Here is a 13,186-nt window from a genome sequence, read left to right as displayed (position 1 = left end):
GTAGAGCGACTACTTCGGAACCTCGTGGACCGTCAGGTACACCTCCTGACCCCGATCCTCGCCCGGGCGTCCGCCATCGGTCCCTGCGACATCGAATTGCAGCACGAGCTGGTCGCACGGCCCCAGGTTCTCGAGTTCCACGAGCACCCTGCATCCGCTGGAGTCGGCGCGCGCGGCGAGCACCCTCACCTCGTCCTCGCCCTCGCGGTCGGCGTGCTCCAGCGAGTAGTGCGCCGATCCGTAGTTCCGCGTCCATCGGTAGTTCCAGCGCCGTGCCGCATAGCGCTCCGCATCCCCCGCGAGAGCCGCGTCCACCGGCGCGCTGAACTCCAGCTCGACGCCCTTATGGCGAACCCGCGCCCCGATCAGAATCGGCCGTTCCCCTCCCGTGTAGCGCACCCTCTGCAGGCAGCCATCGGCCCCCTCGGCCGGGCCCTGCCAGCCCGAAAGGCCGACGGCATAGACCTGACCGTCCTTCGGGTTCACGCGCAGCCGCTGCAGCCCGGCGTCGAACTGAAACGGCAGACGCCAGACCGCGCCCTGCTCCAGCTCGTCGATCACGAGGCCGTACATCCAGCCCTTGCCGAAGCTCGTGTGCAGGTAGCGGCCCGCGAGCGGCCCAAAGCGCTCGTCATCGACCCAGACCTGGCCCCCGCTGGAGCTATCGAGGGCCTGGGGCATCCAGATGACCGGCGGATCGAAGTCATCGCGGGTCTTCCGGCCCGGCTGGTTCGTGTCGATCGCCGTGAAGACCCCGTAGAACCCGCCGGGGCGAGCCAGCGAGATCTTCGAGGCAGGGATCCAGTTGCCCTGGTTGTCGCTGACGAGTGGCCGCCCCTCGGGGCTCATCCCCATGCCGTTCGGCGTGCGCAGGCCCGTGCAGTAGACCTCGTAGCTTCGACCGTCACGGGCGACCTTCAGGACCCCTCCGGGCAGGGCGAAATCGGTGTACTGGCCTGACTTGGCGTAGTAGAGAGCGCCCTCTGCGTCGGTTTGCAGGTCGAAGTTGAACGCGTGGAAGTTCGGTGAGACGTCGGGGTCGGCGAAGAAGCTCTCGTAGAAGTCGGCCTCCCCGTCGCCATCGAGATCGTGCAAGCGCGTGATGCGATCGCGGCACGTCACGTACACGAGGCCGTCCAGGACCCGCAGCCCCATGGGCTCGAACAGGCCCGCGGCGAAGCGCCGCCAGCGCAGCTCGCCGAGTTCATCGTCGATCCCTGACACGATCCACACGTCGCCTCCATAGGTCGACACTGCAGCGCGGCCGTCCTCGAAGAAGTCGAGCGCGCTCGTGCGAATCCACGCGTTCCAGGGATTCGATTCCGGCAGGGCGAGCGTATCGAGGGCGTAGGGCCTCTGCGCGCCGAGTTCCCCTCGCGTCACGAGTTCTTCCGCCCAGCGCGCGGGGCCTCCGGCCACCTGGGCGGCGGGAGACTCCGGGAGCGGTCGCTCGCGCAGGCTGTCGAGCATGAGCTCGAACCCCTCGAGGTCCTCGCCGCTCTCGCTGGCGAGGCGTAGAACGTAGAACTCCTGCGCCGTGTCGGAGGGCGGGACGCGGAGGATCACGCGCCGCTCGTCGTCGAGCGTGAGGTGGCCCTCGCCGAGGACGGCAGCGGCCGCGAACGGCGCGAGGTTCTCGCCGCTCGGCGAGCCGCGGGCGATCAGGTTCCAGGGCAGGTAGCCGTCTTCGGATCCGGCCTCGCTGAAAACGCTCTCCGGCTGCCGCAACCCCAGTGGATCGTGGCAGAGCGCAAGCACGAGCGGCTGCTCCCCGGCCTCCACGCGGATTCGATGCGTGATGACGGGCAGGCCTGCGGAGGCCTCGAGGCCAGGCCGTTCCAGCACCTCGCGGCCGTCGATGGCGTAGCTCAGCACCACGTCGCTCCCGTGGAGGTAATGACCGTGGTAGTCGAGCAGCGCGCGCGGTAGCGGTCCACGCGGCGGCCGCACGGAGCGGTCCCAGTCGAGGGTTCCGCCGTGGCCCCAGCCGTATCCCTGGAGGCCGAAGAGCGGCTCCCCCTCCGGCCGCGCACGGCCTTCACCGCGCTGCTGGTAGTGCTGGGTCTCCGAGAGGTCGAGGAAGCCACCCGTCCAGGCGGCCGGAGACTCCATGAGCTGGAGGTCGTAGGCCATCGAGACCCTGGGCCCCAGGCGCACCGTCAGGCTCGCACCGACCTCGTCGCCCAGCTGACTGGCGAGAACGGGCCCGAAGTCGCGCTCCACCTGATCGTCCGCGTCGCCGAGGCGCCCGCCGTGCTTGCGCCCCTTGGGCAGCGCGGCGAGGTACTCCGGACTCACGTCGAAGTACTGGGAGGGATTCTGCTCCCTGAGGAACGACTCTCGCAGGAAGTGCACGAGGTCGTAGGTCTGCTCCGGTGCGAGCCAGCGATTGCTCGGCATCGTGCGGAAACCCTCCATGATCGTTCGATACAGACTCACAGGATCGGATCCGCGCTCCAGCACGCCCGTGGCGAACGGGCGCGCCTGGGGATTGGTGGGCCGCGTGCCGTCGGCGCCGTGGCAGCTCACGCACGCCGACATATAGGTTTCACGGCCGCGCTCGAAGCTCGCGTCGTCCCAGCCCGCGATCAGCCCAGCGTGGTCGAGATCGGCGAGGGGCTTCACCCAGACGTTGGCGAAGCGCACGCGGGACGAGTCCGCCTGGAGGCGGATCGGGCCGCGCAGCGAGTCGCCGCGCGCCGCCGCGGGCTGCGCGCTGTTCTCCTCGCCCGTCCATGTCAGCACGGCCTTCTTCCCGGGAAGGCGGCCCGCGGAAAGCGCCCGTGCTTCCTCAATGGAGAGACCGCCTGCGAAGAATCGCACGTCGCCGACTTCCCCGCCGTAGGCACCGCCGAAGTCCGCGTTCGCCGCCCCCACCTTGAAGACGAAGTCGTCCCGGTCATCGGCGCGGAAGGTCTCTCTCTCGGCCTGCAGGTCTCCGTCCACCCAGATCCGCGCGTGCCCCCTGTCGCTGCCGAGCACCACCCCGTGCCATTCCCCATCGTCGAAACGACTCTCGGTCTCCACCGCCCCGATCCAGCCGATGTCATAGACGAGCCGCCCGCCGCGCAGGAACAGCGCCTTCGCGTCCGGCACCCAGGGGCCGGCCGGCGGACACTTCGAGAAGAGCGTTCCATCGGCGCGTGAACGGAACCGGGCCGAGACCGCGAAGGACTCCGCGGACCAGTCGAGCTTCTGGCTCGGCTCCCCGGGTTCGCTGATGAAGCGCGCGTGGCCGTCGCCGAGGACCATGCCGGGCAACGCGTCGAGAAAGCCGTAGGGCGTGCGTTCCTCGAGCGACACGTCGTCCTGGACGAGCACATCGTTCAGCCAGACGGAGACCCTTGCGGGTCCGCCCGCCGCGTGCTCGTAGGTCACATCGAGCGACTGCCAGACGCCCGCAGGACGCGCCGCGTCCACGAGCGGCGGACGGTGGCCGTGGATGGCGCCGCAGCTCGCGTCGTCGATCTTCGCTCCATTGGAGTCAGCGAACTGTACCTCCCAGCGTCCGGAGAGATACACACCGCTCGTGCCGCGGAAGCCAGCAGCCGCAGCGGCGTCCTCGCGGGGCACGAGGAAGTCCAGGTGCAGGTGATAGTCGCCGAACTCGGCCTTCGTGACGAGGTCGCCGAAGCCCGGCCGCGCCACCAGCGCGTTCCCGTCGGTCTCCCAGCGCGGAAAGTCGTAGCGGGGCCCACCGCTTGACGAATCCGCCCGCGTATCGATGCCGATCGCGCGCGGCTCCACGCTCGGATCCCAGTGACGCCAGGCCTCCAGGGAACCGTCGGAGAAGAGGCTCGATGCGCCGTCGCGCACCCCGGAGCGCGGCGCGGGCGGCACCGCCGTGGAACCTGGCTGCGGTCGCTCCTCGCCCCCGAACCCCGGCGCACCTCCCGGAGGCACGTCCTTACCGAGCCCCCACAGCACGGCGTTCGCGAGCAGAAGACGGAACGACTCACGCTCGAAGTTTCCCTCGGATCCGAGCGACGTGTAGAAGCGCCGCACGCCGGGCGCTGGCTCGAAGGTCCAGGCCACGGGCTCCGAAGGCAACGCACCGGTCCGACCGAAGAGCATCACGGTGGCGCCGTCGCTCAGCGGCTGCGCGTTGTACGTCCCGCCGTAGCCCATGGAATCGCCATCCGGCATCCCGCGAAGGATGACGTGCTTCGCCGCCGACGCCGCGATCGACGTGACGGTCCCGGTCCCGTTGTCCGCGTGGGACTTGTAATGCCCGCCGAAGCGCGGCGGGAACCACCCCTTGAGGTCCTTCTCCCAGAACAGGTGACTCGTCGTCCGCAGCGCGAGCGCGGGCTTGCCGGCATCGAACCAGGCATCGAGCGCGGCGAGCTGCGCCTCACTCGGCTCACGGAAGCGCAGGAACATCACGAGCAGGTCCGCTTCGTCGAGCGCGGGAGGTTCAGGCATCGCGCGGCCGCTCGCGATCCGGACGTCGACGTCGAGGCCCAGCTCGCGCTCGAGCTGCTCGGCGAGCCGCGGCATCGTCCGCTCCGACCCGTACTCCTCCTCGCCCACCAGGAAGACGACGCGCGACCTGTCCCCCTGGGCGAAGCACGCCGCGCCGAGGAAATAGAACGGGAGTGTGAATTGAAGGACGCGAAGGAGGATGCAGATCATGCTGGGCTCCATTCTCCCGATCTCTCCGGGTTTCGCACGCGGCAGGCCGAACTCTTCGCCTGGGATTCAAGTCAGTTCGCGCACGCAAGGCCTGTCCCGGTCCACTCGAGGGAAGGGACTCAGCTCGCCCAGCGTCCTCTCCCGCTCCGCATGTCTTCCCGCACCATCTTCAGGTGCAGCCGGAGGCTGTACAGCTCGTCCGCGTAGCTGAGGGGGACCGAAACGGCGTAGAGTTCGTCGTCGAAACGGTCGAGTTCCCGCGCCGCCTCCGCGAGTTCCTCCGGCGTGGCTTGCGCCTCGTGCAGCCGCTTCTCCAGCGCAAGGATGCGGCCGTACCAGCGGAAGATCCTGCGCCGGATGCGCCACCGATAGAGCGGTGGCGCGATCCGAAAGAGCGGGAACAGGAGCGTCATCAGCGGCAAGATCAGGAACTTCAGGCGGTCGATCAAGGCCGCGATCTGGAACGGGAACGCCCGGTACAGAAAGGACGGCCCGGACTCGAGGGCGGTCCTGGCGGCCAGCGAAGGCGGCACGTCGAGCAGCGCGAGGGACGGGAATTCGCCCTCGTCCTCGAGCACACCGCGGCTCGAGAAGTGAATCCCTGCCGACTCGACGAGGAGTCCGATCACCGCGGGGTGAAGCCCCTTCCGGGCGAGGAGCGTGGCCGCTGGCGCGACGGTTTCGATATCACGCGTCGGCTCACCCGCCGAGAGGTCGATCGACCCGGCGTGCACCCGCACGTGCCGCAGGAAGGTCAGCGTGCGCGCGATGCCCTCGGCGCGCTCCAGGCTGGCCGGGACGAGTCCCCCCTCCGAATCGATCAGCTCACGCACGAGCGCGGAACGCGGCGCGGCCACCCGCAGAAGGGCCTTGGCTTCGCCGCTCTGGACCGAGGCGACCGCAGTTTCCGTGTCCCCTCCACGGGCCTCCACGGACACGCCGGCAGCCTCGAAAAGCTGCTCCGCGAGCGCCCGGGTACCGCTTCCCTCGGCCCCCATTTCCACGGCCGCGCCGCGGAGTTCCGCGAGCCCTGTGATCGGCGTGGTCGCCAGCATCCACAGCGGCTCGAGGTAGAGCGAGACGAGTCCTGCCAGTTCGGGCTCCTCGTCCTTCGCCAGTCCACCCTGAACGAGCGCGACGTCGACCTCTCCCCTTCGCAGGAGGTCGAGATTCTCCGTCGAGCCCCGCGTCGCCACGAGGTCCGCCTCGATGCCCGCGTCCCGCAGCGCCTTCGCGAAGAGTTCGCCAGCCTCGGCGTAGCCTCCACCCGCCGGCCCGGTCGCGATCGCCAGCCGCTCCGGCGGTGCGGGACCGACCCACCTAAATGCCAGGAGGGCACCCATCAACGTGACCAGCGCCAGGGGAGCCCAGAGCCGCAGAAGGTCGCGGCGCAGCTCGCGGTCGGGCGACTCGGGTTCTGGCGTTTTGCTGCGATTCTCTCCCGCTTCGAGAGGCTTCTCTTGCGCAGTCATCCGTTGATCCGCTTCTCTCGCACGAAGTTCGTCAGGATCCTGAACACGGAGAGATCCGCGATCTCCGACGCCGCCTTCGACGCGCTCTTCCACCACTTCTCGTCCCGCGTCTGGCGCAGGTCCTCGAGGCTGTAGCCCATGTGGTTCACGGCGAAGGCCTGGCACTCCTCGTCGCCCTTGAGGCCCTCGGCCGAGGTGAAGCCCTGCTCCTCGAAGTGATTCGCCGTGTCGAGGATCACTCCGTGGCCCATGCGGAAGTAGGCGCTGAGATCGCCGGATCCGTGCCGCGCCGCCGTGTACGGACTATCGAGGATCACCTCGGCGCGCTCGGGATCCACGACCTGGATCAGATGCGCGCCTTCCAGGCTGTAGAAGGGCTGGACCCCGCCATCGAAGACGCCGCGGAGATACGGCGATTCCAGGGCGGAGGTCGTCGGTCGCGCGAACACGTGGTCCACGACCTCGCCCGGCGTTGGTGCCTTGCGGATCACCGCCGGGCTCGTGGGGACGACCGTGTGGGTGAGCGCCCAGCAGGACGTGAACAGAGCGCCACCCGTTCGCACGTACCACTGCACGACCTCCACGTCGGAGGCCGAGATCTCGCCCGTGCAGCCGATGAGCAGGATCGCGCCGGGATGCAGCGCTGCCTCGTCCAGCTTGCCGGCCTGTACCGTTCGGAACTCGATCCCGAGCTGCTCGAGGACCTTTTCGATATGGTCACCGAGGCCCGGGACGACGATCACGTCGAGGCCCTCGTAGATCTGGGCATCGCTCACCGAATAGCCGTAGCGCTCCTGGCGAGCCCTGGTCTCCTCGCGGGTGCGGAACCGGGCGCGCTGGCCGTTCGCCGCCCACCAATCGCGCCACGTCGAACGCTCGACGTCCTCGCCCTCACGGTTCGAGAACCTCTTCAGCGCTTCCTCCGCCGTCGCCGCAACCTGGGGATTCTCGTCGTCGAGCGCGTCGAGCAGCGGCGCGACGCACTCCATCCGGGAAACCTGCAGCAGGCCTTCCGCGGCTGCGGCACGCATCATCCAGTCGTCGTGCCGGAGCAGCTCGGCGAGCGTCGCCACGGCCGTCTCCGCGCGCGTGCGGCCCAGGGCCACCGTCGCCACGTTGCGCAGGTCGATGCCGCGGCCGGTCTTCGCGAGTTCCGTCAGCGCCGTCACGGCTGCCGTATGGATCCCGGGTTGTCCGAGCGCGATGACCGCCTGCTCCTGCACGAGCGAACTCGGGTGATCCTCGGCCAGCACGATGAGGAACTTGACGGCGTCGCTCGGATCGGCCTTGGCCTCTGCCTTCGCCTCGCCGTCTTCCTTCTTGCTCTCCTCTTCCGGTACGAGCGATCCGTTCTGCTGGACCACACGGATGCACTGGAGGCCGAGACGCGCCTCCACCGAATCGTTGGATAGCTCTTTCAAGGCCAGCTGAACCCCCTCGTCACCGATCGTCGCCAGGGCCTTGGCGGCGGCCGCGCGAGCATCGACGTTCCCGCCCTGCATGATCGCCCGCAGGATGTTCGCGCGCTCCTCCTCGCCGAGCCCACGTTCGCCCTGGATCGCCGCGATGCGCGCGAGGCGGGCACCGCGGAACTCACCGTCGCCCTTCAGGCCACCGAGCATCTTCGTCAGCGCCGCGCTGCGTTCACTCTCGGGAAGGACCTTCAGGGTCGCGAGGAGCGCGCGCTCCAGCCGCCGCTCGATCACGGTCATGAGCCCGTCGGTCGCCATGACGCGGGAGAGCACCTCCAGGTCGGCCGGATCGGGCGCCCTCTCGACCGCTTCCAGGACGGCGCAGGCCATCTCCGAGGCCTTGTAGTCACCGAGATGTTCCACGAGTCCCTCCTGGATCAGCTCGGCGCGCGGCTCCCCCGAACGCGTCGAGATCGCCACGGCCGCTCCGGCCGCGGCCACGCGCTCATCGGGGTCCTTGGACTTCTGCATCTTGCGCAGGCCCTTCACGTCTTTCTCCACCGCCTTCGGATCCTGTGCAGCCTCGCCACGCTGGCTCGCAGCGAGGGCTTCGGCCCACAGAAGCGCTTCGGCTGCCCGGAGCGCGGTCTTCCCTGAGGCCTTCTTGAGCAGCGCATCGCGCGCCTCCTCCCCGTTCGTCTTCGCGAGCGACTCCGCCGCAGCGCGCCGCACGCGCGTGAAAGGAGACTCCAGCGCGAGCTTCGTGAGCAGCTTCGTGACCGAAGTGGACTCGCGACCCGCCATCGCCCGGATCGCCGCCAGCTGAACGATCACGTCCTCGTCCTCGGCGAGCTTGAGCAGCGCAGCATCGGCCTTCTGGGAGGGCTCCTCGCCCAGCCCCGTGGCGGCCGTCTCGCGCTCCACCGGGTCCTTGGAGCGCGCGAGGTCGAGCAGTTCGTTCAGTCGCGCCAGGGCCTCCGCCTCGTCGTCCTGCATCTCCGGGGAGAGCGCCAATGCACGCGGCGGCGCCACCGCGCCGCCCCCGGAGACTCCCGGAGCCGCGAAAGTGGCCGTCAGGAGGAGGAAACCGGCGGGGAGCACGAAGCGCATGGAAGCATCGGGTCGTTGAGGCATGGGCAGATCTTGGCCCAACGGGTGGCGCAGGTCACCCATAAATGGCGAGCGAGGCCGCTCACCTTCCGCTCTGCACGGTGTCGCGATAGAAAAATCGAGGAGCCCGGGTCACGGCGACCTGCGCCGTAGCATCAGAGGCGTACCACCATGCACTCCGACTCCCCTGATCGCTCCATTTCACTCGATGCACTGCTAGCCGAGTCTCCCTGGCTCCGGCGACTTGCGCGCCGTCTTGTCACGGGCGAGGACGGCGCAGAGGATCTCGCCCAGGATGTCCTGACGGCCGCGCTCGTGGCCGCACCCACGATCGATGGGCGCCCGCTCCGTCACTGGCTCGGAACCGTCGCTCGTCGCCGAGCGAGCCGGGTCCGCGCTCGAGTCCGCGCCCGTACGGATGCGGAAGCCCTCGCAGCAACGCCGGAAACAGTCCAGGGCGAGCCGAGTACCCACGATCGATTGGCTCTCCATCGCGAGCTCGCGGAGGCCATCGCCGCCCTCGATCCGGCCGATCGCGACCTCATCGTCTGGCGCTACTTCGACGAACGCGACGCCGCCTGGATCGGTGCTCGCCTCGACGTCGCGCCAGCGACCGCGCGCAAGCGCATTTCGCGCGCGCTCCAGCGCCTTCGCGACTCACTGGCCTCCTCGGGGCGTGGCGCGGAAGGCTGGACTCTGGCGCTCGTGATGATCGCCCGCCTCCCCGGATCGTCCACCCCCGCACCACTGACCACCGCTGCGCCCGTCGGCGCGGCCAGCACGGCCGCCCTCCTCACCGCCATGACGCTCACCAAACTCGCCGCCGCTGCGGCCCTGATCGCGCTGGTCGCACTCGCGTTCCTCCGCTCCCCCTCGGAGAACCCCGGCGGTGCAACCCTGGCGGTGGACCATGCGGAAGAGGCCTCGCTGATGGATGGCGATCTTGCGAGTGCCCATCCATCCGCCGATCAGGCCGAACGTACATCGCCCGTCTTGACGGCCCCGTCAGAAGCTCATCCTGTGGACACCGAACCGACGCTCGAGATCACCGGCCGGGTGATGGACGAGCGTAGGAGGCCCGTGGAAGGCGCGCGGGTTCAGCTGTTCTTCGGAACCGGTGAAACCCGAGAGAGCGTGAGCGACGAAGAGGGCGAGTATCGGCTCGATAGCCCCGGTCGCAGCGCGCCGGAGGATCGATTTGGCTCCGTCTTTGCCAGCCTATCTGGAGGCCTTGCGGGCTGTGCCTACATGAGCGTCTACGGAGATGCCACCCGGCCGTATCGCGCCCCCGACGTGATCCTTCGCCCCGGCGCCACCGATGTCGAGGTCCAAGTCGTGCGAAACGGCAAGCCGATGGCGGGGGCGGAGGTCGCGCTCGACGCGGGCTTCGGGCGCCTCATCGTCGGCCGTGGGCGGACGAACGGGGACGGCCTGGCGAACTTCGAGTCGGTGCCCGCGGGCTCCCTGCGAGCCGTCGTGCGAACAGATGAGGCCGTTGGCGCGGCGAAGCTGCTCTCCTCGGAACGCTCGCCGAAGTCGGTTCTACGCGTGACCCTGGAACCAGCTCGAACGGTGAAGGTGTATGTCCACGACGCCAGCGACGAGTCGGTTCCGCTGGCGGGCATCCGCATCACGGCCCACGAGCAGGTGATGCCGAGCCGGACACGCGGTACCAGCGAGGATCCGTGGATCGCCGTTCCCAACATCCGGCCCATTCTCGGAGCCAGCGCGGTCACGGATGAAGCGGGGGTGGCTCTCATCCGGGGATTGCCAGCCGGCCCGCTCTGGATCCATGAAGCCCCGCTGGCGGGAGAGTCGTGGAGCGACAGTCGCGTTCGCGTTCCCGACGCGTCCGCAGAGGTGAAGCTCCCTGTCCGGGCGATGCCAGGAAGAGACCGCGTGGAATGGCCGCTGGCCCAGGATGAGCTGACCGCGTCCATCCCGGACGGAACGATCCTCTCGCTTCGTCCGGCCCCCGGTGCATACCGCCACACGCCGGAGACGGCGCGTATTGAGCACCGGCGCGTGGTCGTCGAGAGCCCACCCGACGGCTTCACGGGCGCTCTCGCCGAGTCACCGCAGGGCCTCATGGCGGAGCTTCGGGTGGCGCCGACCGCGGCGGAAGGTCTTGAAGTGAACTTCGTTCCCGCCCGAGAGATCACCGTCACGGTGCGGAACGCCGACGGGACACCCGCCGAGGGCTGGTACGTCATCGCCTTCAACCAGGGCAACCACCCCATGAAGGACGCCATCCCCACGGGGCCCGACGGTGTCGCAGAGCTGACGGGTCTTCATGGTCGTCTCGTGGACGTCAGAGTCGGCCGTACCATCCGGGGATACGATGGTCTGCTGGCGGGGTCGGTGGACCTCGAGGCCGGTGGAGCCGCGCTGGAGTTCACCCTTCCGCGGATCGCGGAGCTCATCCTGCGGACTTCGATCGACGGCGTGGTCCAGCTGCCATCCACCTACACCGTCTTCGGTGCTCGAGTGATCGGGGACGACCCCCTCGCTGGCGAAATACGCATCGCCGTGCCCCTCGCGCCAACTGCCACCTCGCACAGCCTCTGGCTTCGCGGCGGCGCAGATGTGCTCGCGGTGAACCTCGTCCTGACTCCTTCCGACCTCACAGGAGAGAGCCCGATCGACGTGGCCTTTCAGCGCGCAGGCGCCATCCTGGCGAGTGTGCCGAGGCGCCCCGGTATTCGAGTGGAAATTGCCGCAGAAGGCCGACGCGAGGACGGGACCTGGGTGGAGAACTCGCGCGATTTCATCGACGCTCCGAACTGGGACGACGACCTGTTCCGCTTCGCCCCCCTGTTTCCGGCCACGTACCGGCTTCGGGACCTGAAGAGCGGCACCGCCACGGAGCCCTTCGAGGTCCTGCCAGGTTCCGAACCCACCAGGATCACTCTCGACCTGACGCAGGGCGGCGTCGTGCGTGGCCGCGTGGCGCTACCCAGGGGCGGCGACATGGGCGCGGCCCGCGTCGTGATCGATTCCGCCTCGGACGACACGCCCCTCGGCACCGATCGCTATCTCGACGCTCCCGGCACTCCAACGAACTCCATCCAGGTACGCGGCGACGGCACGTTCGAAGTCGCGACGCAGGCCGGCAAGGTGCTCACACTGACCGCCTGGCATTCGCTCTTACGCGCGGCGGAAGACGGCGGCTCGGTCCGGTTGACCGGCCCCGCCGAGGGCGTCGAACTCCAGCTCACCGCCGCTCCCACGGCCGTCGTCCGACTGCCGGAGGGCATCCAACCGGGACGTGCACCGTCCCGCCGCGTGCTCCTCCTTTCGTCCAGGGTCGGGGCGGACGCGACGGCGGATGAGATCGTCGCCGCCATCGAGGCGGAGCACGTTCTGCTGCCGCTGGAGGGCCAGGACCTGGCGTTCGGCGGCTTCGCTCCAGGCAGGTACTCCGTCTGGATCGACACGGGCCACGCCGTGGCTCCGCTCCTTCTCGCGGACATCGAGCTGACGGACGGCGCCAACGACCTGACGTGGGCGGAGTTCCCCGCTGGATCCTCCCTCGACTTCCAGATCGAAACCGCCCAGGGAACGAGTCCGCCGCGTATCGCTCCCTCGGCCTGGTCGAAGGCGAGAATGCCGTCGGGAGATCCGCTGATTCACCGCTCGATGAACTCCCGCGGTGAAACCGGGGTGAAGCTCACCGGACTCTGGAAAGGCGCCTACCGCGTACGGTGCAGCATCGTCGCGGAGAGGATCTCCTCGCTGAAAACCGTGATCGACCAGGAGTTGGAACTGGATGGTGTCACGAGCGTGCCACTTCCCGTCGATCTGGTGGAGCGATGAAGCCTCGAGCCACAGGGCAGTGGCGCATCCCGTGGAGCTGTGTCACCCTCTGGATCGCTCCGGCGCAGACCTGAATGGGAATTCCCGCTGTGCGTAGGGCTTCTCGCCATGCCTCCCACCCAGCACGAACCAGACAGGAACCCAAGGACGAGGCCCCGCGCCGCTCGACCACGTTCCTTCGCCTCGCATCCGGCAACGCCCGGCGTGGCCTTCGTTCTTACGATCGGCGCGTTCTTCTTTCTTCTCTGGTGGCTCGGCCCGATCAACCTCCAGGGGAGCAAGGCTCAACTCGGCCTCTTCTTCGTGGCGCTGGCGCTTCCCATCTGCGGACTGGTCTGGCTCTACGATCCGGTGGTGGCGCGGCTCGATCGATGGTTCTATCCAGCCGCCACCGATCCATCCGAGGAGGCCGAACAGCCCGTCTCCGCGGAGATCAGGGAGCGCGCGCATCGGCTCGCCAGGAAGAGCCGCGAAACGCACCCGATCTCGACGAACCGCGCCACCCCCTACGTCTTCGCAGGTGCGGCCATCGCGTTCTTCTTCGGCCTCAACTGGGTCATCTACGAAGGGGGTCTGACACCTGAGTACGACGCAGGCGCGGGCACCTACATCGCGGTGGTCGTCACGGTGCTCGCCTCGATCCGGGCGTACGACCCGATCGTGGACGCGCTCGATCGCTGGCTCGGCCAGCCGCCTGCCGCTTAGCGAACCAGGCTCCCACCCCGGGTGGAAGTGGCCATT

At 68.8% G+C, this 13,186-nt stretch carries 5 protein-coding genes; 2 read left to right on the top strand and 3 right to left on the bottom strand.

All coding sequences use genetic code 11. The annotated features are described in order from the left end of the window. Positions 1–9 precede the first annotated feature (9 nt). The 3 genes from Poly30_RS13355 to Poly30_RS13345 all read right to left on the bottom strand — a co-directional run bounded on the left by Poly30_RS13355 (position 10) and on the right by Poly30_RS13345 (position 8,653). Positions 10–4,635: a DUF6797 domain-containing protein gene (locus tag Poly30_RS13355; RefSeq protein WP_419191343.1), complete on the bottom strand. Its 4,626-nt coding sequence runs from the start codon at positions 4,633–4,635 to the stop codon at positions 10–12. A gap of 119 nt (positions 4,636–4,754) precedes the next feature. Next, positions 4,755–6,107: a TAXI family TRAP transporter solute-binding subunit gene (locus tag Poly30_RS13350; RefSeq protein ID WP_145198079.1), complete on the bottom strand. Its 1,353-nt coding sequence runs from the start codon at positions 6,105–6,107 to the stop codon at positions 4,755–4,757. After that, positions 6,104–8,653 (bottom strand): HEAT repeat domain-containing protein, encoded by a 2,550-nt coding sequence (locus Poly30_RS13345; RefSeq protein ID WP_145198077.1) that lies wholly within the window; start codon positions 8,651–8,653, stop codon positions 6,104–6,106. Before Poly30_RS13345 ends, Poly30_RS13350 begins: the two co-directional genes overlap by 4 nt. Before the next feature lie 147 nt (positions 8,654–8,800). Here Poly30_RS13345 and Poly30_RS13340 point away from each other — a divergent pair, with 147 nt between their 5' ends. Both Poly30_RS13340 and Poly30_RS13335 read left to right on the top strand, forming a co-directional pair. Beyond that, on the top strand, positions 8,801–12,445 hold the full coding sequence (locus Poly30_RS13340; protein WP_145198075.1) for a sigma-70 family RNA polymerase sigma factor: 3,645 nt from the start codon (positions 8,801–8,803) through the stop codon (positions 12,443–12,445). A gap of 204 nt (positions 12,446–12,649) precedes the next feature. After that, positions 12,650–13,150: a hypothetical protein gene (locus Poly30_RS13335; RefSeq protein WP_145198073.1), complete on the top strand. Its 501-nt coding sequence runs from the start codon at positions 12,650–12,652 to the stop codon at positions 13,148–13,150. Positions 13,151–13,186: the final 36 nt, after the last annotated feature.

Origin of the sequence: Saltatorellus ferox (assembly GCA_007751475.1) — a bacterium.
In the GTDB taxonomy this organism is placed as follows: Bacteria; Planctomycetota; UBA1135; order UBA1135.
This window is presented reverse-complemented; position numbering and strand designations above follow the sequence as displayed.

Bases quoted from the DNA above. Each gene is read 5' to 3' on its own strand.
- Poly30_RS13355 (WP_419191343.1), bottom strand. From the start codon at position 4,635: ATGATCTGCATCCTCCTTCGCGTCCTTCAATTCACACTCCCGTTCTAT.
- Poly30_RS13350 (WP_145198079.1), bottom strand. From the start codon at position 6,107: ATGACTGCGCAAGAGAAGCCTCTCGAAGCGGGAGAGAATCGCAGCAAA.
- Poly30_RS13345 (WP_145198077.1), bottom strand. From the start codon at position 8,653: ATGCCTCAACGACCCGATGCTTCCATGCGCTTCGTGCTCCCCGCCGGT.
- Poly30_RS13340 (WP_145198075.1), top strand. From the start codon at position 8,801: ATGCACTCCGACTCCCCTGATCGCTCCATTTCACTCGATGCACTGCTA.